Origin of the sequence: Thalassobacillus devorans, assembly GCF_900176565.1 — a bacterium.
Classification (GTDB): domain Bacteria; phylum Bacillota; class Bacilli; order Bacillales; family Halobacillaceae; genus Thalassobacillus; species Thalassobacillus devorans_A.
Map to the genome: position 1 here is coordinate 20585 of NZ_FXEH01000005.1, position 20364 is coordinate 40948.

19 protein-coding genes are annotated in these 20364 nt (G+C 42.5%); 6 read left to right on the forward strand and 13 right to left on the reverse strand.

All coding sequences use genetic code 11. The annotated features are described in order from the left end of the window. The first annotated feature begins 7 nt into the window (after nt 1-7). On the forward strand, nt 8-784 hold the full coding sequence (locus tag B9Y67_RS04910) for an ABC transporter ATP-binding protein (protein ID WP_085505679.1): 777 nt from the start codon (nt 8-10) through the stop codon (nt 782-784). Further along, nucleotides 771-1577 (forward strand): ABC transporter permease, encoded by an 807-nt coding sequence (locus tag B9Y67_RS04915; RefSeq protein ID WP_139823733.1) that lies wholly within the window; start codon nt 771-773, stop codon nt 1575-1577. Before B9Y67_RS04910 ends, B9Y67_RS04915 begins: the two co-directional genes overlap by 14 nt. 357 nt (nt 1578-1934) lie before the next feature. Here the strand turns inward: B9Y67_RS04915 and cydC are convergent, their stop codons facing one another. The 13 genes from cydC to B9Y67_RS04985 form a co-directional block, all read right to left on the reverse strand. After that, a complete protein-coding gene (gene cydC / locus B9Y67_RS04925; RefSeq protein ID WP_085505682.1) occupies nt 1935-3653 on the reverse strand; it encodes a thiol reductant ABC exporter subunit CydC in 1719 nt (572 codons plus the stop codon). Next, a complete protein-coding gene (cydD, locus tag B9Y67_RS04930) occupies nt 3653-5380 on the reverse strand; it encodes a thiol reductant ABC exporter subunit CydD (RefSeq protein WP_085505683.1) in 1728 nt (575 codons plus the stop codon). Before cydD ends, cydC begins: the two co-directional genes overlap by 1 nt. A gap of 214 nt (nt 5381-5594) precedes the next feature. Then, complete coding sequence (ytkD, locus tag B9Y67_RS04935; RefSeq protein WP_085505684.1) at nt 5595-6083, reverse strand: RNA deprotection pyrophosphohydrolase; 489 nt, start codon at nt 6081-6083, stop codon at nt 5595-5597. A gap of 33 nt (nt 6084-6116) precedes the next feature. After that, the gene (locus tag B9Y67_RS04940; protein WP_085505685.1) at nt 6117-6680 is read right to left on the reverse strand and encodes a hypothetical protein; all 564 of its coding nucleotides are present in this window, start codon (nt 6678-6680) and stop codon (nt 6117-6119) included. Between the two features lie 115 nt (nt 6681-6795). Continuing rightward, a complete protein-coding gene (locus B9Y67_RS04945) occupies nt 6796-7137 on the reverse strand; it encodes a hydrolase (protein WP_085505686.1) in 342 nt (113 codons plus the stop codon). A gap of 95 nt (nt 7138-7232) precedes the next feature. Further along, nucleotides 7233-7985: an IucA/IucC family C-terminal-domain containing protein gene (locus B9Y67_RS04950; protein ID WP_085505687.1), complete on the reverse strand. Its 753-nt coding sequence runs from the start codon at nt 7983-7985 to the stop codon at nt 7233-7235. Between the two features lie 285 nt (nt 7986-8270). Then, entirely contained in the window at nt 8271-8975 is a 705-nt protein-coding gene (locus tag B9Y67_RS04955) for a DUF459 domain-containing protein (protein ID WP_085505688.1), read from the reverse strand. 94 nt (nt 8976-9069) lie between these two features. Then, nucleotides 9070-10164 (reverse strand): o-succinylbenzoate synthase, encoded by a 1095-nt coding sequence (gene menC / locus B9Y67_RS04960; RefSeq protein ID WP_254901708.1) that lies wholly within the window; start codon nt 10162-10164, stop codon nt 9070-9072. A gap of 17 nt (nt 10165-10181) precedes the next feature. Next, a complete protein-coding gene (locus B9Y67_RS04965; protein WP_085505690.1) occupies nt 10182-11672 on the reverse strand; it encodes an o-succinylbenzoate--CoA ligase in 1491 nt (496 codons plus the stop codon). 139 nt (nt 11673-11811) lie between these two features. Next, nucleotides 11812-12630 (reverse strand): 1,4-dihydroxy-2-naphthoyl-CoA synthase, encoded by an 819-nt coding sequence (gene menB / locus B9Y67_RS04970; RefSeq protein WP_062440751.1) that lies wholly within the window; start codon nt 12628-12630, stop codon nt 11812-11814. Nucleotides 12631-12662: 32 nt separating this feature from the next. Continuing rightward, a complete protein-coding gene (gene menH, locus B9Y67_RS04975; protein ID WP_085505691.1) occupies nt 12663-13469 on the reverse strand; it encodes a 2-succinyl-6-hydroxy-2,4-cyclohexadiene-1-carboxylate synthase in 807 nt (268 codons plus the stop codon). 5 nt (nt 13470-13474) lie between these two features. After that, complete coding sequence (gene menD, locus B9Y67_RS04980; RefSeq protein ID WP_085505692.1) at nt 13475-15220, reverse strand: 2-succinyl-5-enolpyruvyl-6-hydroxy-3-cyclohexene-1-carboxylic-acid synthase; 1746 nt, start codon at nt 15218-15220, stop codon at nt 13475-13477. Beyond that, nucleotides 15220-16611 carry an isochorismate synthase gene (locus B9Y67_RS04985; RefSeq protein ID WP_085505693.1) on the reverse strand — a complete coding sequence of 464 codons (1392 nt, stop codon included), beginning with the start codon at nt 16609-16611 and terminating at the stop codon, nt 15220-15222. The genes menD and B9Y67_RS04985 overlap by 1 nt, the downstream gene beginning before the upstream one ends. Before the next feature lie 263 nt (nt 16612-16874). Between B9Y67_RS04985 and B9Y67_RS04990 the strand changes: the two genes are divergently transcribed. The 4 genes from B9Y67_RS04990 to B9Y67_RS05005 all read left to right on the forward strand — a co-directional run bounded on the left by B9Y67_RS04990 (nt 16875) and on the right by B9Y67_RS05005 (nt 19784). Next, nucleotides 16875-17816, forward strand: coding sequence for a 1,4-dihydroxy-2-naphthoate polyprenyltransferase (locus tag B9Y67_RS04990; protein WP_085505694.1), 942 nt, complete (start codon nt 16875-16877; stop codon nt 17814-17816). 93 nt (nt 17817-17909) lie between these two features. After that, nucleotides 17910-18296, forward strand: coding sequence for a hotdog fold thioesterase (locus B9Y67_RS04995; RefSeq protein WP_394461902.1), 387 nt, complete (start codon nt 17910-17912; stop codon nt 18294-18296). A gap of 31 nt (nt 18297-18327) precedes the next feature. Next, entirely contained in the window at nt 18328-18705 is a 378-nt protein-coding gene (locus B9Y67_RS05000) for a TraR/DksA C4-type zinc finger protein (protein ID WP_085505696.1), read from the forward strand. A 584-nt stretch (nt 18706-19289) separates the two neighbouring features. After that, the gene (locus tag B9Y67_RS05005; RefSeq protein ID WP_085505697.1) at nt 19290-19784 is read left to right on the forward strand and encodes a TspO/MBR family protein; all 495 of its coding nucleotides are present in this window, start codon (nt 19290-19292) and stop codon (nt 19782-19784) included. Nucleotides 19785-20364 lie beyond the last annotated feature (580 nt).

Sequence of the window (20364 nt, forward strand, 5' to 3'; positions counted from 1 at the left end):
ATCCCTCATGCCATTGTTGTCCGTCAATCAAGTCTCTCACCACTATTATTCCAAAAAAGATTATACCAAAGCTCTGGAGAATATCTCGTTTACATTGGAACAGGGGGAATTCATATCAATACTGGGACCAAGTGGCTGCGGGAAAACGACATTACTATCCATCGTTGCCGGTTTAATTAAGCCGACAATGGGAGAAATCATACTTGGTGAAGACTCTGCTTCAGAACCTGGCAATAAGGCACATATGGGTTATATGCTGCAGCAGGATTATCTTTTCCCTTGGAAGACGATAAAAGAAAACATTATGCTTGGTCCAAAAATCAACAAAACACTAGATAACTCGATTAAAGAACAGGCAGATCAGATGCTGGAAGAGGTAGGCCTGCAAGGAATCGGGGATTCTTATCCGGATGAACTTTCTGGCGGGATGCGACAACGTGCCGCCCTGGCACGGACATTAATAACCGAACCGAAACTCTTATTATTAGATGAACCCTTTTCGGCACTGGATTTTCAAACAAAGCTCCGGTTAGAAGATTTCGTTTCTCAATTGCTAAAACAATATAACAAAGCGGCATTGCTCGTTACCCACGACATCAGCGAAGCGATTGTTATGAGCGACCGTATTATCTTATTAAAACCACGGCCAGGAGAGATTAAACAAATTTTCCGGATGCCTCCTGAGTTGAGAAAAATCTCTCCTTTCCAGGCACGTCAGCACCCTTCATTCCAGGCTATCTTCGATGAAGTGTGGAAGGAGATGAGTGCGCTTGAAAAATACTGAAGCTGCTAATCGCGAACTCCACCAGGCCTATGTGAGGAAACTAAAGATAGAACAACGCTGGATCTGGTTTTGGCAGATTTCGATCTTTCTTATATTTTTCAGTATTTGGGAGCTGGCCAGTAGATTAAAATGGATCGATCCGCTTCTGTTCAGTTCCCCAAGCAAAATCTACAAGTTATTCATTGCCAAAGCAAGCGACGGTTCCTTGTGGATGCATATTAACGTCACCTTATTTGAAACGGTTGCGGGTTTCATTATCGGCACCTTTGCAGGAATACTGTTAGCGGCCATGCTATGGTGGTCAACTCGCTTTTCAAAGATCATCGATCCTTACCTTGTCATCCTGAATGCTATGCCGAAAGTGGCACTTGGCCCCATTATCATCGTTGCCCTTGGCCCAGGATATATTTCGATCATCGCCATGGGAGCGATTATTTCTATCATCATTACAACTCTGGTTGTCTATAATGCTTTTCAGGAAATCGACAGTAACTATATCAAGGTATTACAGAGTCTGGGAGCATCAAAACGTGTATGTTTTAAGGAAGCGATATTCCCCGCCTCCTTCCCGACAATGATTTCCTCCCTTAAAGTAAATGTCGGTCTTTCATGGGTCGGTGTGATTGTCGGAGAATTTCTCGTTTCAAAACAGGGGTTAGGTTATTTAATCATCTATGGGTTTCAGGTATTTGACTTTACATTAGTATTATTTTCTTTATTGATCATCGCTATCTTTGCAGCTATCATGTACCAGCTGGTAGAGAAACTGGAAAAGAAACTGATCAAGCATTAATGTTAAGACTCTGTTATAACGTTTTGATGATTTATCATTAGATGCTTATTCAACAACCGAAAAGTCGAAGACTTGATTTCGAGATATCAGTGGTTCTTTACTATAATTGAGTCAGGGGCGGCTGGGAAATTGCGAGACTCCAATGGGAGAATAGTACATGGTGAGATCCCGCAGGGCTTTAGCCCGAGGAAGCTCACCGTACGCCCATGGAAAGCGAGTAATTTCCCGGACCTCCAACCCATTACTATCGTAATGGAAACAACATATCTTGAAACTGAGCTTCCATTAAAGGGAGCTTTAACTGAATGGAATGCCAAAAAGTCGTTCAACCGGGAGCAGCGGGTTGAACGACTTTTTTTACATTAATACATCTTTTTCTATTTGCTTCATATGGTAGAAATAGCTTTTTTTATCCATTAATTCTTTATACGTACCTGCTTCGATCATCTTCCCTTGTTCCATGATAATAATTTGATCCATTTTTTCAAGCCCTGTCAAGCGGTGGCTGATTAAGACGAGCGTATCGTTTTGTGCCTGGTGTAACAGATGGGCATAAATATATTTCTCTGTGAGCGCATCAATCGATGAAGCAGGTTCGTCTAACAGCCATAAACGCTCTCCTTTTAACATTGCTCTTGCAATGGCCAGGCGCTGCTTTTCACCACCGGAAAAGTTCTCCGCTTTTTCTAATACCTGATCATCTAAAGAAAACTGCTGTAATTCCACTTTATTCAGTACTGAATTCATCGTTTCGTCAGTCAAACTGTTATCTGCAATCAGTAAATTTTCCCGGATCGTACCATAAAAGAAATGGTTTTCCTGCAGGACCACATTCGTTTTGCTCCACAAATCTTCTTTAGAGATATGAATAATTTCGCTGTCTCCTACATAGATCTCTCCCTTATCTGGGTCAGAAATTCCCAGAAGCAGTTGCAGCAGGGTGGACTTTCCTGAACCACTGGGACCAACGATCGCCGTTTTTGAGCCAGCAGGCAAATGAAATGATACATCCTGTATTGCCGGGTGTCTTTCTTCCGGAAATGTATAGGATACCTTTTCAAACTCGATTGCCAGTGCCTGTTTGTTCGGAATCTTTTTGGATGAAGATGAACCAGTTTCTGCTTCAGACTCTTCCACAACAGAATAAAGGCGCTCTGCTGCTCTGCGATTATCTTCTAAATGATCTGGCAGCACAGCCATCGGTGTGGCATTTTCGAACATGGTTAACGAAATCATGACAAGCATAGCCAGAAAGACACCATCAAGCTGACCTTCCGTTACCAAAAAAGCGCCCACTGTCAGCACTAGCCAGGAAACCGTGAAAGATGCCATGGAATTAATAGCATGATTAAACATCGCTGTTTTCCCTTCAAGTTCCTGTTCGAAAATATAAGCCTCCGATGCATTCGTTAGTTGTGCCTCTTTCCCCTTAAGCTTTTGATAGATTTTCAAATCCAAAAATCCATAAAGTAACTCGGTCGCCTCCGTGGAAAGCTCAGCCCTTGCTTCTCTGATTCGACTCTCCATTTTTTTCTGCCTGATTGTAAACCAGGCTGGGATAATCAGCCCTGTTAAAATCAAACCGATAAATAAAAGAACAGCAATCCACCACGAATAGAAAACCACAAAAAATATTGTGCTTAAAAATACCAAAATTAATAGGATCGGGGGATAAAGCACGCGTAAAAAAAAGTTTTGCAGGCTTTCCACATCTCCGACAATCCGTGCAAGTAAATCCCCACTTCGATACTTTTGAAATATACGGGGAGCCAAGGGTTCAAGTTTCTGAAAAAAAGAGGCACGGATATTACTAAGCATGGTAAAGGTGGCACGATGGGAAAAATAACGCTCGCCATAGCGACTCAGGGCTCGAAAAAAACCCATCAGTTTCACACCTGCTATCAAAAATGCGAGTGTATATAATGGCGGAGCCAATGCCGCTTTCGAGACTAAGTACCCGCTTGCCCCAAACAGCACAATCGCTGTCATGCCGGCGAGATATCCGAAAAGAACAGACAGGAAAATATCTTTTTTTTCCGTCACTATTTCCTTTAGAACATATTTCAAGTGAATCATTACGCTCCACCCCCTTGTTGTGCTGTCACCATCTCACGATAGGCAGGTGTATTAATCAGTAATTCCTGGTGAGATCCTTGAGCAATCAATCTACCTTTATCCAGGAAAAGAATTTTATCCGCGTTTTTAATTGTATGAAGCCGGTGTGCGACTGTAATAACCGTAGAATTCTTAGCAAGTTCTTCGATGGAGTGCTGTAATATACGCTCTGTCTCCAAATCCAGCCCTGTTGTAGGTTCATCAAACAAAATGATCGAAGGGTTTTTCAAAAAAGCGCGAGCAAGTGCAACCCTTTGCATCTCCCCGCCAGAAAGTCCCCGGCCCGCTTCACCGATTGCAGTATCCAATCCTTGTTCAAGAGAGTGGAGAAGCCCTGAAATTCCTGCTTGTTCCGCAGCCCTCTCCACGTCTGTTCTTGTAACCTCTTTTTCGACACCAATAGCGATATTATCTGCAATTGTACCTGCAAATAAATAGGGGTGTTGTGATATATAACTTAATTGCTGAAACCATGCCGCTTCCACGTAATCATATAGGTGCTTATCCTCTACTTTTATTCTTCCTTTTTCAGGAGGGATCAATCCGGCTATCAAATAAAGTAGTGTTGTCTTTCCTGAACCGCTTCTACCTACGACCGCTATTTGTTGATTAGCGGGAAGCTCAACAGTGATATCCTCCAGAGAAAAACCATTCTCCTGATACCGAAAACTAATATCCTTCAAGCTAATAGAAGGTGGTTCACTCATTGAAAAATCTTGTTCTCCCCACTCTACTGTGTTTTCTTTTTCTTCTAATTCCTTTGTTATCTTGTCGGCCGCTCCCATACTTCCTCGTCCAGTATGGAAAGCACTACCTAAATCTTTAAGTGCCGTATAAAATTCAGGGGCAAGCACAAGCACAAAGAAAGCTGTAAAGAAACTGATGTTTTCAAATACAATCAAACGCAGCCCTACCTCAAGAGCGATAATCCCAATACTCAACATGGAAATGAATTCTAAGGTCAATGAAGAAACGAAAGCCAGCTTCAGCACTTCCATGGTGGCATCCCTGAATCTGATACTGCTTGTTCTTATTTTTTCCTGTTGCCGTCCAGCCTCTCCAAATAATTTAAGTGTTGTCAAACCTTGTAATATATCCAGAAATTTTCCTGAGAATGCCGCCATTTCTTCCATTTTTTCTTCAGATTTATCCTTCGTTTTCATGCCAATGATAGCCATAAAAACCGGTATAAAGGGAGCAGTAATCAACATGATGACTCCAGTTGGTGTATGGAAATAAAACGCTGTTCCGATGATCATCAATGGAACAATGGAACTCTGGATCACTTGCGGCACATATTGACTGAAATAGCTATCTATTTCATCCACTGCATCCAGCATCACACTGACTTTCTGCCCTGATTGTCCTTTAAATGAAGCCTGTATCGGGTTTCTGGTAAATTTCCGTAATAAAGACCTGCGAAAATCAGCTTTTACTTTAGCAGCCATTTTAACCCCAGTCCGGCCACTCCAGTACGTTAACGCAGCCCTTACAATCATTACTACTAACAAGCCGGCTAAACTCGGCAGCACATCAGAGAATGATAGCCCCTGCAAAAAAATGCTATCGACCACAGAAACAAACAGATAGGCCTGTCCTATAACCATAGTCCCTGTCAGTACAGCGATAATGGCCAGCATTACTCGTTCTATTTTTTGTTGCTTTGCAATAGCTTTTAAGTCAGTCATAAGTATTTCAGTCTCCCGTAAGGATATCGTGAATATTTTCACATATTTATTATATATCAAATCGCCTGTTCAAATAAATTCAAAAGACTTAATATAAAAAAACGTTGCCTGCTTACGTTATTTACAGCCAGGAAGGGGATCGCCTTCTTTAGTTTACATAAGTAAAGCTTAGAGCCACTTGGGTACTCTAAGCTTTTTTGTCCTCTTAAGGTTATTATGTGTCTTTTTCTTGTAGTAATTGCATTTTTTCGATGTATTGTAAACTACTGGGTAAAACTCCATCTTTCATCATAAAACTGAAACGCTTATTCTTTTTAATGTTTGCTGGCAAAGAATCAAAAAGTACAGGGCCTTCTGTTTCAAAATAATGCTCCTGTTTTTCGATGGATTCGATTCTTGCGAAATAGATATTTTTTATAATCGTCCCCCCTTTGCCATCCACATGATATTGCCCAAGGTATAGCAATTCTTTAATATCTGCACCTGTCTCTTCTTTTACTTCCCGAAAGGCTGCTTCGTCTGCTGTTTCACCTGCTTCGACTTTCCCCCCTGGAAATTCAATACCACGATCCTTATGCTGGGTGAGCAGCCATTTATCTTTGTATCTGCATATCACCCACACATGCTTAGGGTTTTTAGAAAAAGGTTGATTATCAAATGATAATTTCACTTCGTTATTATAGTAATCATAAAATGTCTTCATCGCCGCTTCAACTGCCTTTGACTGCTTCGTTAATTACTCATGTTCTATCTCCTGAATTCGCCACTTTCCGTCATATATAAAGGTAATGGCAATTGTATAGTCACCGTAGAGTTCATCATTATTCTTTTGGACGACCTTCTTATGGTTCTTATCTATATCGATGGTATCATAAGGTTGGCCATTTACAAACCAAGGCGGCGTTTCTGTAGGAAGAATATAAAGACCTGATTGCTTTTCTTTATAATAAAAATCAACATATTCTTTTGCGGCCTGCCCTGTCGCTATCGACTCGAACCCTTCCAGCAATGCTTCTTTGCTGTCATAATTTAAAACTTTATAATTTTCGTCTGTCTTCTGAACCAACTGATCCATAAACTGGTCCGTCCGTTCTTCAATCGTCGCTTTATCCAGGCTCTCTTTATTTTCACTCTCCGTGCTGGTGGCCTTTTTTTCTTCCGGATCCGTTACGGATTCCTGGTGCATGTTAACTTGTTTAGGTTCTTCCGCGTTCAGGGATACTCCGGTCTGAACAAAAAGCGCTAACGGAACAGCTATCACAATCGATTTGGCCAATTTTGCTGTTGAAGTTTTTCTCATTGTTGTCCACCCCTTGATGTCCTTGTTTTATATAATCAGTATTCCTGTTCCAAATCTTCCATAAACCCTTTTTGCTAGCAGATATTTAAAAATAAAATCGAAAAAACCGTAAACATTATAAATGTCTACGGCCTTCGGTAGAATCCTGATCCTCAAGAATTCCCATACTTCCAATATGCTCTTTTGTCTTTTCGTCTCCTAACTCATATACCCTGCGGAATACCATCCTTATGCCATCATCAAATTCGGCATTGGATTCATCATTATGGTAGTGACGAAAGGGAATATGAGCCCTCCAGAAAGTACGCTCATCTGCGTTGTGTATTTCATCAAAAAAGGCGCGAAGTTCCACTACTTCTTCTTCAGTCGCGTAAATTGTGAAAATATCATTATTCCCATCATGGTTGACTGAAATTTCCTGGGAACCAATATTTACGTAATATTTGTTTCTTTCCATGATAGCCCTCCTCATCTTACCAATAGTTTTTACAAACAAGAGGAGAATTATCATGATTTTTCTACTTATAAGCTAATGAAATGAAAAACGCTGCATCAGCAACGATGAGGACAAACTTTGCAATATCCACTGTCCTCATGCAATTTATAGCTTAAACAGCAGCATTTCCTTTCCCGAGCTCCGTTTGGCAGCTTTGGCTGATAGCTGAAATAATGGAACGGGTTCTTCTCTTCTCCAAAACTGGAGCCATCCAATTCATGTACAATGAAATGAAAATCATCACGGATTTGTGCCATCCGTTCTTCATCAAAGTGATTCTCAGCATAGCGTTCATAAAACCAGTAGAGATATATAGCGAAGTTTTCCCATAATACGTTCATAGATAGCCTGGTCAATTGGTTGATCTGAAGAAATAAAGGCCGGACATGTTCCGAGAATAATTCGGTCAATTGTTCACGTAACCTAGTATGACGGTTAACAGCAATAAGTTCCTCGACGTCCTTAGAAACAAATGTAAGCTTCGGAAACCATTTTTTATCCTCATCAAGACGTACGAGCCTTATATTTTCCGGTCGATGATCCGGACATTTGTCGAATGCCGATATCATCGCCAAAACGCCTGTCACTATATAATAACTGTAACGTTTTGAAAAGATAGATGCTGTAGTCAAATAAAAATCGGATTCCATAAAAACATGGATTTCGTCTAATTTTTTCTGCAGTGTCTGTTTATCCAATAGCTCGGAAGCATGGATTATCTCATAAGGTTCGCTATCCCTCTGTATTCGTGAAACATACCGGAAGTGATCTTCCATAAAGGTTTCTTCTCTTTCACTCAGTCGAGTCATTGTAATCACCTCAATGCACTGTCCATTCCATATAGTATAAGTTCTTTTTTTGCTGATATTCCAATTATAAGTCTATGGGGCTCCGTAAACTGTGTCAATGAATTTGATAATCATTTTCATTCAAGGAGTTTTCAAAGAGATATGAAAATTTTGCGTCGTGTGATATGCCCCCATCTATATCAAGAAATTATAAATTCAGCTCTTATGTAGTTCCTTGGAAAAATAGTTTCATTAAAAAACGAGTATGAAACCATGAAACCACAAAGTTACATACTCGTTTTCCCTTTAAAAATCATATTCTTGCAATATTTTTTTGGTAATCAACTGATATCCCTCTTCTGTCGGATGAAGCTCATCACTGAAATACTTATCCGACTTCTTATCGAACAGTCCATTCGTTTCAATGAATTTTGTTCTACTGTAATCATTAACAACTTGCTGACTATGGTTGTTCCAATCTCGCACCACTTGTTCTAATTCTTCAGAAGAAGGAAAGGGGTTATAGAGACCTAAAAATAATATTGGAGCATCAGCATTCCTGTCCCGTATTATCGTCAATATTTCCCTTACGTTATTTTCATAGTCTTTTTTTCCTTGTTCGATACGGTTATCATAAACCTTCGCAAGATCCCCGCCATTACTATTAATTAAATCATTGGTTCCGATAAAGATGATAAAGTAATCGGCATCTTCTATATTCTTTAACACATTCTCTTTATCCAACTGCTGCAGTAAGCCATCGGACTGCTGGCCGGGAATGCCATAATTATGGACCGTCACCGGGCCTTCGTGATTTTTACTTAATAAGGTTTGCAAGTCGCCTACATAACCGTTTCCAGTTTTATCCCCTACTCCATAGGTGAGCGAATCTCCTAAGGCGACTAATTCCTCCTGCTCTTCCGCTTTTTGTTTCTGATTTTGTCCAAGAAAATAAGTAACCGCTGCGATGATGACTAAAATGATTGTGATTGTTATCAGTAGTTTTTTCATAGGCCCCTCCTAGAAACTGTGAAATACCCTTCCCTTTATGAGGATAAACCTCTCCCCAAAAATTGGAATGACTTTCATTAAGTTTCTAAGATATTTAAAACTCAGCTTTTTCAGGTTGGAAGATATAAGTGTCTTGGGTGACAAACTGCAAGTACTCTTCATCCACTTTAAAGCCTATCCCTGGGCCCAATGGGACTTTTATTCTTCCTTGTTGGACCTCAACCTCCGGGATGATCAAATCCCTTTCCCAAAAACGGGAAGAAGCAGATATATCCCCAGGTATGGTGAATCCATCAAGGGACGCCAGCGCAATATTGTGAGCTTTGGATATACCAGACTCCACCATCCCCCCGCACCAGACAGGGATATTATTTTTTCTACTCCATTCATGGATTGCAAGTGCTTCCGTCATTCCTCCCACACGGCTGATTTTGATGTTGATTATTTGGCAGCTCCCCATCCGAACTGCCTGTTTGGCATCCGCCAGCGAGGTTACACTTTCATCCAGGCAGAGAGGGGTCTCCAGCTGATGTTGCAACTGTTGATGAAGATAGAAATCCCCGGGCCGAAAAGGTTGTTCGATCATCATCAAACCATGGGAATCCAATGATTGTAAATAAGGGAAATCCTTTTCTTTATAGATCCCATTGGCATCAATCATCACAGGAAGAGAGGGAGCATAAGTTTTGATTTCTTCAATCATCTGACCTTCGTTATACTTTTCAACTTTCAACTTATAGCGCCTGTAGCCTTCTTCCTGATAGTTAGCGATCACATCATCAAGCTTATCCGAGAGGCTCAGTACAACACCTGATTCGACATACGACCGACTTCCACCGATCAACATACTAAGACTTTTGTTTACTTGTTTTGCACACAAATCCCATAATGCTGCTTCTAACCCGGCTTTTGCCATTTGATTGCCTTGCCAGATTGACAATTGGCTGGCCATGTTGGATGGATGGGCAAGCTGGTGCCATTTAACAGCAGGAAGGAATATTCGTCTTAATACCGACCAGGCAGATTCGATTGTTTCTGACGTATAAAAGGGTGTAGAAAAGGCTGTCACTTCTCCAAACCCCTTCCTTCCTTCATTATCCATTATTTCTATAATAATCAGCTCCCGGTCATTGACCTGGCCGGCATGTGTCTGAAAAGGGTACCTCAGTGGCATCTCAATTTTACGCATGCGAACCTCTGCTATATTCATCCTTTGTCACCATCAACTTTCCGTAAACATAAGAGTTCCCGCCTCATCAGCTTATTTGAGGCATTACGAGGAAGCTGGTCTACAAAATGAATCTCCTTGGGGCATTTATATTTTGCCAGTTCACTATTACAAAATTGAAGCACATCCTCTTCGCGGATTGCACCATTAGTATCAGCAACTATAAAAGCGACAGGTACTTGTCCCCAATTTTCATCCTTTATGCCTGTCACACCAGCCTCCCTAACACCTTCCATCCCCGCCAGTACGCTTTCTATCTCAGCAGGATAAATATTTTCCCCGCCGGAAATAATCAAGTCTTTTCTTCTATCGACCACAAAAAGAAACCCTTCTTCATCCAGATAGCCAAGGTCCCCGGTTGCAAGCCATCCATCTTCTGACATAACCTCTTCAGTTGCTTCCTCCCGTTTAAAGTACCCAGTAGTCACCATGGGACCTTTCACTATGATTTCGCCCACTTCCCCCACGGCTGCATCGATTTTAAGGCTTGCTGTACTTAAAGGTTTTCCCGCGGATCCGAGTTTCCTCAGAGCATCTTTTGGGTTTAATGTAACTATTTGTGATGCCGTCTCCGTCATTCCATAGGTTTGGAAAGCCGGGATCTTTTTTTCTTTTGCTTTTTCTAAAAGCGGCTTTGGCGCTGGCCCACCTCCCAGTAGTACCCCTCGGAAATGGTGCGGAAGCTGTTCCCCTCCTAATTCTCCTATCATCCGCTGCAGCATGACGGAGACTGCCGATAACATGGTAACACCAGTTTGACGGATGGCTTTAATGACCGCTTTTTCTTCAAAACGCTGCATTAAGAAAATCGGCATGCCATAAACAACATTTTTAATCAATGCAGAGAATCCACTGACATGGAACATCGGTAAACAGACCAGCCATTTTTCAAAAGGGGACAGACCGAGATTAAGAGCGGAACTTACTGCACTTGCCCAATGGTTTCCATAAGTCAACTGTACCCCTTTAGGATTACCGGTTGTCCCTGATGTGTACATGATTGTGAAAAGATCCCCTAAATTTATTTCTGTCTGCATATATGTTGGTCGAACCTCTTCTGGTTGAATTTCCTGATATTCTACAATCTTATCCTGGCTAAGGCCGGCTCTATGTGCTGCTTCGCCAGCTACGGAATTGAAGTCCGGTTCTGTAACCATAAGCGTGATTTCCGCATCTTGCAGTTGAAAAGTAAGTTCTTTAGCTGTAAGACGTGTATTCAGCAACACAATGACTGCACCGATATAACTAAGTGAGTGGATAACGACGGGCATTTCTATCCGATTAGAAGAAAGAACCGCTACATGGTCCCCTTTTTTAACGCCCGATTTTTCAAAATAAGCAGCGTATCGCAGACTTTCTTTGTGAAGTTCCTGATAAGAAAGAGTGATACCATCGTCCATTTCGATAGCTGTTTCTTCTGGATTTAATTCTGCCTGTTTCAGCAGCCAGTGAGGGATTGTCGTTACCATGCCATAAAACCTCCTTAAGATCTTAAAAATAGGCCAATTACTTATTTGTTATGTAAAAAGAGAAGAAAGCATCAGCTTCCATGCGTGTGCACGAACTGATGCTTTCCCCATTGTTTGTCCTGACTTGTTCCTGTTCCGATCAAGGGAAACGCGGGAACTGTTTGAAATCAGGCTTTCTTTTCTCTTTAAAGGCGTCACGGCCTTCTTTTGCCTCATCGGTAGTGTAATAAAGTAATGTTGCATCTCCACCCATTTGCTGAAGGCCAGCAAGGCCATCTGTATCTGCATTAAAGGACGCTTTTAGGAAACGTAAGGCAGTCGGTGACTTTTCAAGCATTTCCTGACACCATTGTACGGTTTCTTTTTCCAATTCTTCCACTGGCACAACCGTATTGACCAAGCCCATGTCCAATGCTTCCTGTGCATCATATTGACGGCACAGGTACCAGATTTCGCGCGCTTTCTTATGGCCGACAATACGAGCAAGCAGCCCTGCGCCATACCCGGCATCAAAGCTTCCTACTTTAGGGCCAGTCTGACCAAAAATGGCGTTGTCAGCCGCAATGGTCAAATCACAAACTACATGCAGCACATGCCCGCCACCAATTGCATAGCCAGAGACCATTGCAACGACAGGCTTTGGAATGACACGGATTAAGCGCTGCAAGTCCAGTACATTCAGGCGAGGGATTTCATCTTCTCCTACATAACCGCCATGCCCACGTACGGATTGGTCGCCACCGGAACAAAACGCTTTATCTCCAGCTCCTGCCAATACGATGACACCTATTTTGGAATCATCTCTTGCATAAGTAAAAGCATCCAGCAGTTCATTAACCGTTTGTGGACGGAAAGCATTGCGAACTTCCGGACGGTTGATGGTGATTTTTGCAATACCATCATATGTTTCATAAAGAATATCTTCGTAATTTCTTTCGTTTACCCATTCAATTGTCATGGAAACTCCTCCTTTAAAACGCTTTCCGTTTCTTATTCTAGCACGAATTCGCTGACAATTTCAGCAAAAAACTCCGGTTGTTCGACATGAACCGCATGCCCAGCCTCCCGAATCACGTACAGCGAGCTATCTGATAGCTTTCTTTTCATACGTTCATTGATAGATACAAACTTCTTGTCCCACTCGCCAACAATCAGTTGGACTGGCAATTCCAGATGCACTAACTGTTCCCACCATGAGGGCTGGACACCAGTTCCCATGCCGCGGAGTGACAGTGCTAAACCAGCTGCAGACTGGCTCAATCTTTCTTCCCGAATTTTTCTTTTCACTTTTTCCGGGAGTCTTCGTTGGGAATCAAATAGGGGAAGGTTTTCCCAAAAATCGACAAATGATAGGATCCCTTCAACTTCTAACTTTTTGGCCAGTCTTTCATCCTTACTAATCCTTGCATGCTGATCCTCACTCGATTCCAACCCGGGAGAGGCACTTTCTAAAATAAGTTGTGCCACATAATCCGGATATAAAGCAGCAAAGGAAAGGGCCGTTCTCCCACCCATGGAATATCCTGCCAGGGTAAGAGAAGAAAGGTTTAATTTATCTATTAAGTGTTTCAAGTCATGACAAACCCGTTCCATCGATAACCTGTAATCCGTGTTATAAATGGTTTTCCCATGCCCGGGCAGGTCAATCGTTATCACTTGTAACCCTTTATTTATTAGCACCCCAGCTACGTCATCCCACGTCCGAGTGCTTCCGGTAAAACCGTGCAGCAACATCATAGGAGGGCCTTGGCCATTAATTTCCACCCAGTATTTTGTGCCATCAATTGTATGATACATAACGATCAACCCTTTAACTGTTTACCAATAGCTTCTTTGACGCTTTCCCATTTTGCCCTATGGTAAGGAACATTTTCTTCCCGTCTCGTCTGGACCTCTATCACCGATAAACCTGATGAAGCATAACTTTCAGCCAATGCATTTGTATAGTCCTCCCACGATTCTGCCAGGCAATAAGAGCCGCCATAAGCTTCCACAAATGGTTGAAATTCAATGCCCATGGGAGTGCCGAACAACTCCTCATAATGTTCAGGATGGCTGGCTTGCGGCAAGTAGGAAAATATCCCGCCCCCATCATTATTTATCAGAACAATTGTGATGTTAAGGTTCTTTTGTTTAGCAATCAACAACCCGTTCATGTCATGGAAAAAGGATAAATCTCCAATCAGCAATGTTACCGGTTTACCATTGGCACCTGTACCCAAGGCAGCAGACACGACACCATCAATGCCGTTCGCGCCCCGGTTAGCCATGATATCGACTGCTTTTGGCGTAGTCATGAAGAAAGTATCGACATCACGGATTGGCATGCTATTGCCGACATATAAAATAGACTGGTCAGGTATCACTTCGGCAAGCTTGACTACTGCATGACCTTCATTCATACCTTCTTCAGGTGATTCCGCAAGCAGCAGGTCTTTCGCAATCCGATTCATACTTTTCCAGGTATCAAGCCAGCTATATTCCACAATAGGCTCATCCAGCCGTTCAGCTAACTGCTCAGAGAAAATAACAGGATCGGCATAGATGGCTGCAGTCTCGACACCTGCTGGTTCACGGTATCCTGCCTCCGGTTCCACTATGAAGTGAAGCGGGGCATTCAGGGAAGTCAGCCATTGTAAGTAAGGCTTGGAAACCGGCATCGCTCCGAAACGGATAATAAACTCCGGCTGCAGTGCCTGTTTAATTTCATCATGCTTTAAAATCGCATCGTACGTCTCAATGATATTATTCTTTTCATACTTATTTGCTCTAAGCTGGGACAGTGGATCTGCCAATACAGGAGCACCGATGCGCTTAGCCAAATAGGCGAGCGCTTCACCAAGCTCAGGGTCCATCTGCGGTCCGCAAACTATGACGCCTTTGGAAAACCCTTTGAGTTTTTCAATCAGACTATCCAGATGTTCACGATCCAATCCCCGCTTGCCAATGACCGGGCTCTGTTCTTTTGTTGACCTGTCAGTTTCCCATAAACCTGGTAAAGTAAAGTCAGGGATCAAAGGTTCCCGTAACGGCAGGTTGATTTGGACAGGACCAGCATTCCCAAGAATTGCTTCCTGAACAGCACGACCAGCGGTAGTATTCGCATAACGGAGCATTTTTTCGCTCCCTTCTGGCAATGCAAGATCATGGAACCACTTTACGTACTCCCCGTACAAGTTCAGTTGTTCTATTGCCTGGGGAGCCCCAACATCCCGAAGTTCATGAGGCCGGTCTGCAGTGAGTACAATTAAAGGAATCCTGCTGTAGAAAGCTTCAATCACAGCAGGAAAATAATTGGCAGCAGCGGTGCCGGAAGTACATACCAGCGCTACAGGCCTTCTTCGTTCTTTTGCCATGCCAAGAGCAAAGAAGGCAGCCGAGCGCTCATCCAGGTTAACCCAATGATTAATTTCATCGTATTCAGCACAGGTCATGGCGATTGGAGTAGAACGAGAGCCAGGCGAGATGACAACATCCCGTACCCCCGCCTCCACTAATCCTTGCACAAACTTGGCCATGTACCTGGTCAGTGTCTCGGTGTGTTCCATCATGCTCCTCCTAGTACGGCTAACATCGGTGTAAACTTAATTGCTGTTTCTTCATATTCCATTTCGGGATCCGAATCTTTTACTACGCCACAGCCCGAAAATAAGGATGCCCTATTCTGTTCAATCAATGCAGATCTTATGGCGACGGCGAATTCCCCATTTTGATTCGAGTCGAACCATCCTACCGGACCGGCATACCAGCCTCGATCAAGGGGTTCAAACTCCCGGATATATTCAATCGCTTCCTCTTGTGGCAATCCTCCCAACGCCGGTGTCGGGTGCAGACGGGAAACGACATCCAGTAATGTATGCTCCTGCTTTAATCTTGCCCTTACTGGTGTATAAAGGTGTTGAAGATTCTTTAATGGATAAAGTACAGGCGAGGCTGGAATATCGACGTTTTCACTGCAGGCTTCGATCGCCTCACGTATCATCCGGACAACGAACTGGTGCTCCTCCAGGTTCTTTTCGTCCATCAGGAGTTCCTGCCCCAGCTTTTCATCCTGTTCGGCTGTCTCCCCTCGAGGGATTGTCCCCGCAAGACAGGTAGACAATAAGTTTTGATTTTCCACTTTAACCAGGCGTTCCGGGGTAGCCCCGACAAATTGGGCACCATTACTTTCAAATGCGAAAATATAACTGTTCGTCTGGGTGTCATCCAGATGCTGAAGTACTTGAGCTATGTCAACATTTTCATCAAACTTCAACCGCATCTCCCGTGCCAGCACTACTTTATCCACCACTCCGGCTTCAATATCTTCCGTTGCTTTCTTAACCAACTGTTTCCATGCTTCCGGTTCGATTTCGGTTTGTTCCAAAATTTCCGGAGTACTAAAAGAACGGTTAGTACATTGCAACAATAACGCCTTAGCTTCTTCCCATTGAAATTTCAATTGTTCTTTATGGTCATCCGGGTAAATGATGGCATTAATGGTAAGATAATGGTCACTCCCCACTTTCGTCAGTAAATAGCCCGGAATTTCCAGCTGACTGTTTTCAAAAGAAGCCCATAATTCGGTACTTACTTTGAAAGGATCAAAGCTGAAACCTCCCATGGCTACTGGACCGGTTCCCTTTTGCTCATAGCGATCGAACCTGTAGGCGTGCTCCATCAGCTTCTTCCATTGAAATTGTATATCCTGAAAACGGTCGTTTTTTGGTGAAGCTAAACGTACAGCCGCACCAACTCCTGCCATTACAAAGTCTTCATCGGCACTTTTCCAAAAAAGTCGGGTATCACCCATCACCGATGCTCCCACATAAAACAAAATCGGGTCAATTGGTTCTATATAATCAACGAAACTTACCAGCTGCTCTTTATTGGTCTGTTTCGCTTTATTCAATGCCTGATCTATGACTTCATCCAGTGTCGCTGCTTCTGTATGAATCATACGTGTCCCCCCTGAGTACCAGGAATGATAGTCTTAGAGAATACTAAGACTAAGCCCTATATAAGTCACCCTGCTCACGAACGGGTGTATTACTTCCATCCTGTTTTTCACTTCCTTTTCTATTTTATTCTCTTTTTGGACAGGACTCAAGGAATCCCTACTTATATCCAATAGTTTCTTACATAGATTGACACTTTCTCCTTGATTCCATAAACTTAAGATTGATTGTAATAATTTGATAGAAATAAAGGGAGAGAACAACTATGAATCCTGTGCAAGGTCAAGATATAAAGGCTTCCTTGAATGAAAAGGGAGGTTTTCAAGTTTGGTGGCGGCTGCTTCGTCCCCATACGTTGACAGCAGCATTCGTGCCAGTATTCATCGGAACGATGCTGGGCGTACTGGATGGGGGGTTTCATGCAGGGCTGTTTCTTGCTATGCTGACAGCTTCCATATTGATACAAATCGCAACCAATATGTTCAACGAGTATTATGATTATGTAAGAGGGCTGGATAATGAAAACTCTGTCGGTATCGGTGGTACAATCGTCAGGGATGGTATTTCCCCTAAAACGGTATTAACGTTGGCGCTTTCTTTATTCGGCGTTGCTATCCTGCTTGGTATTTATATTTCAGTAACAACCAGCTGGTGGGTTGCTGCTATCGGTGCTATTTCCATGTTATTCGGTTATTTGTATACCGGTGGCCCTTATCCAATCGCTTATACTCCATTTGGCGAATTGGCAGCAGGATTCTTCATGGGCACCATCATTATCGGCATCAGTTATTTTATCCAAACCCTTACAATCCATGGAGGAGTCCTTTGGATTTCCATACCAGTCGCCATTTTTGTTGGCGCCATCTTACTTGCCAATAATATCCGGGATTTAGATGGAGATAAAGAAAACGGACGGAAGACAATTGCCATCCTGTTAGGAAAACAAGGCGCTATCCGCTTCCTTGGAGCATTATTCCTCACATCCTATCTATTAACATTGATTTATATCATCCTTGGCCTACTGCCATTATGGTGCTTCCTTGCGTTTTTGAGCATAAAGAAAGCAGTTCCGGCAGTGAAAGGATTCGTTGGTAAATCACAGCCAATTGAAATGATGCCGGCTATGAAGGCAACTGCTCAAACCAATACAATCTATGGTTTCTTATTAGGTGTCTCTTTGTTACTACAAATCTATGTACCTATTTAACATCAAGCGGCAAAGGTTTTTGCCGCTTCTTTTTACATCCTGTGATGTTTTATTGAAGGTTTTACGGGAAATACTTACAAAGGAATGAGTGTAATGGAATTACAATTCGACAATACGATGATGGAAGCGTTAGGGATGGAAGTAAAAGAACTGGAGAAAGACAAGGTGGTCATGACGATGCCGGTACATGCTGCGACTCACCAGCCACTTGGATTTCTTCATGGGGGAGCTAGTGTCGCCCTTGCAGAATCAGCAGCAAGTATAGGTGCATTTCATAATATCAATCCGGAAACACACCGCGTATTTGGAGTTGAAATCAACGCTAACCATATCAAAAGTAAACGTGACGGCGCCGTCACAGCCACCGCTGTACCTTTCCACATTGGCAGGAACACGATGGTTTGGGAAATTAAAATCACCGATGAAGCCGAAAAGCTTATTTCCATCTCTCGCTGTACGATTGGTGTAGTTCCTCTATAACGATACTAGTGTTTCGAAAGGAGACGAAGCCATGCTTAATGATAAACAAATCCAGGAATTCAAAGAACGATTATTGGAAATGAAAAAGGAAACAGAACAGGATCTCGAAAAATATAGCGACTCTCTGGGAAATCAAGACTCCTCTGCGGAAAGCCATCAGGAATTGTCTGATATGCCTGATCACCCAGGCAACCATGGGACAGAACAGTTTGAGCGTTCCAAGGATCAGACATTTTACGAAAAAGCACGGGAACGTATGATGGAGATTGAAGATGCCCTGCAACGAATCGAAGACGGAAAATACGGACTTAGTGAAAAATCAGGCGATCCAATCCCTGTCGAACGGTTGGAAATCGAACCTACCGCTCGCTATACAGTAGAAGAGAGTCAGGAGATAGAAGGACGGTAATACACCGTTCTTCTTTTTTAGCCTGTGTCTCTGTTAAAACTCCATGCTTATGTTAAAGATAAGCTCCCTTTTCTTGAAGGCTCAGTTTCGAGATAGTTTGTTTCCGTTACGGTAGTAACGGTGTGGAGGTCCGGGAAATTACTCGCTTTCCGTGGGCATGTGGTGAGCTTCCTCAGGCTTCGCCTTGCGGGATCTCACCGCTCATGTTCATCCCACTGGAGTCTCGCAATTTCCCGGACCTCTTTGCGTTTATGAGAGAAACGGAAACATCAGTATATCGTTCTTCGAACCAAGAGTGAGCTATACATGAAATATGAACTTAAAGCCGCATCTTTATTCAATTATCCATTAAAAGTAGAAGACATCTGCAATATAAGAGGGGTTCTTTTCTCCCATCCTTCGGATTGGGTGGTTGAGAAACTGCGAGACTCCCGGGGTAGAAGGATCTAGGCGAGATCCCACAGGGCGGTAGCCCGAGGAATCTTTTATGGTAAAGAACCGCAGATACCTCGAAATCAAGCCTTCGACTTTTCGCCCGTTTTGTTGAATAATTTTATAACAAGATTGCAAAAGGAGAGAGAACTATCGGTAAATTAATTAAATTTATAGCTGTTTTTATCCTTATATATGCGGCTTTTTCACTAGCTGGATTTTTGTTTCCTGTTGATCGTCCATGGTATGACGGACTGGATAAACCATCCTGGACACCAAGCGGAAGTACTATCGGAATAATTTGGGCAATATTATATGGCTTCATCGCCTTTTCTGTTACTTACGCCGGTTTTAAAAATGGTTTCAAACAATTAGGAGTATGGTTCTGGAGCACCTTTATAATCAACTATATAACGAACCAGTTATTCAGCTTCTTTCAATTTGATTTAAAAGACTTGTTATTAGCCGCTGTAGATACTTCTTTAGTGGCTTTAAGCAGTTTACTGTTAGTAATTCTGCTCTTCAGGTGGGAAAAGCTAAGCGCATTATTACTTATTCCTTATTTCCTTTGGAGTTTATTTGCCACGTTCCTGGCCTTTACCTTTTTTCAGATGAATCCCGATCAAACCTTCTTTTCATGGATGTAAAAAGCCTTGCCTGATTCACAGGCAAGGCTTCTAGACTTGGAATTTATGTCAGGTTGAGATTTTTATTGCGGCAAATCATGGCTATAGCAATATATTTATCTTGAATTAAGCGCCCTTTTTGTTTCGAGCAGGAGCTGCTGATAAGATATTTGCTTTTTTAAACCTCCTTACGTGGCGTCGTATATAACAGAAGGCAAGTATTTCTTCCTCATTTATCCGAAGGACTCTAACAACCCGATGGGTAAAATCATTGCCTTTACTGAGATAGATCAACTCTATTGTTTTGCCACTTTCCTTCGCTCGACTTAAGATGTTATCTATGTGCCTCATTTTCCCACCCCCAAAACGAACATTTGTTCTTATTATACCCTTATCATATTCGGCAGTACACATGAAAATTCATCCATCATTCCAAAATAATATAACTGTCTTCCTATATTGGGGCTAATAAAAAAGAGAGCTGGAACCCTCTTCTCCTGCCACAGGAAAAATATTAAGCTTTATCGCAGCATTCGCCCCGTTCAGCTCACTATTTTCCCGATGGAGATCTGAGAAACTTCCCAACTCTCTAATGCCAAAT

Coding starts and splice junctions, on each gene's coding strand:
- B9Y67_RS04990 (WP_085505694.1), top strand. CDS start 16,875: ATGAATCCTGTGCAAGGTCAAGATATAAAGGCTTCCTTGAATGAAAAG.
- B9Y67_RS05000 (WP_085505696.1), top strand. CDS start 18,328: ATGCTTAATGATAAACAAATCCAGGAATTCAAAGAACGATTATTGGAA.
- cydC (WP_085505682.1), bottom strand. CDS start 3,653: ATGATTCACTTGAAATATGTTCTAAAGGAAATAGTGACGGAAAAAAAA.
- ytkD (WP_085505684.1), bottom strand. CDS start 6,083: ATGAAGACATTTTATGATTACTATAATAACGAAGTGAAATTATCATTT.
- B9Y67_RS04940 (WP_085505685.1), bottom strand. CDS start 6,680: ATGAGAAAAACTTCAACAGCAAAATTGGCCAAATCGATTGTGATAGCT.
- B9Y67_RS04985 (WP_085505693.1), bottom strand. CDS start 16,611: ATGATTCATACAGAAGCAGCGACACTGGATGAAGTCATAGATCAGGCA.
- B9Y67_RS04995 (WP_394461902.1), top strand. CDS start 17,910: ATGGAATTACAATTCGACAATACGATGATGGAAGCGTTAGGGATGGAA.
- menC (WP_254901708.1), bottom strand. CDS start 10,164: ATGCGTAAAATTGAGATGCCACTGAGGTACCCTTTTCAGACACATGCC.
- cydD (WP_085505683.1), bottom strand. CDS start 5,380: ATGACTGACTTAAAAGCTATTGCAAAGCAACAAAAAATAGAACGAGTA.
- B9Y67_RS04965 (WP_085505690.1), bottom strand. CDS start 11,672: ATGGTAACGACAATCCCTCACTGGCTGCTGAAACAGGCAGAATTAAAT.
- B9Y67_RS04910 (WP_085505679.1), top strand. CDS start 8: ATGCCATTGTTGTCCGTCAATCAAGTCTCTCACCACTATTATTCCAAA.
- B9Y67_RS04945 (WP_085505686.1), bottom strand. CDS start 7,137: ATGGAAAGAAACAAATATTACGTAAATATTGGTTCCCAGGAAATTTCA.
- menH (WP_085505691.1), bottom strand. CDS start 13,469: ATGTATCATACAATTGATGGCACAAAATACTGGGTGGAAATTAATGGC.
- B9Y67_RS04955 (WP_085505688.1), bottom strand. CDS start 8,975: ATGAAAAAACTACTGATAACAATCACAATCATTTTAGTCATCATCGCA.
- B9Y67_RS04950 (WP_085505687.1), bottom strand. CDS start 7,985: ATGACTCGACTGAGTGAAAGAGAAGAAACCTTTATGGAAGATCACTTC.
- menB (WP_062440751.1), bottom strand. CDS start 12,630: ATGACAATTGAATGGGTAAACGAAAGAAATTACGAAGATATTCTTTAT.
- menD (WP_085505692.1), bottom strand. CDS start 15,220: ATGGAACACACCGAGACACTGACCAGGTACATGGCCAAGTTTGTGCAA.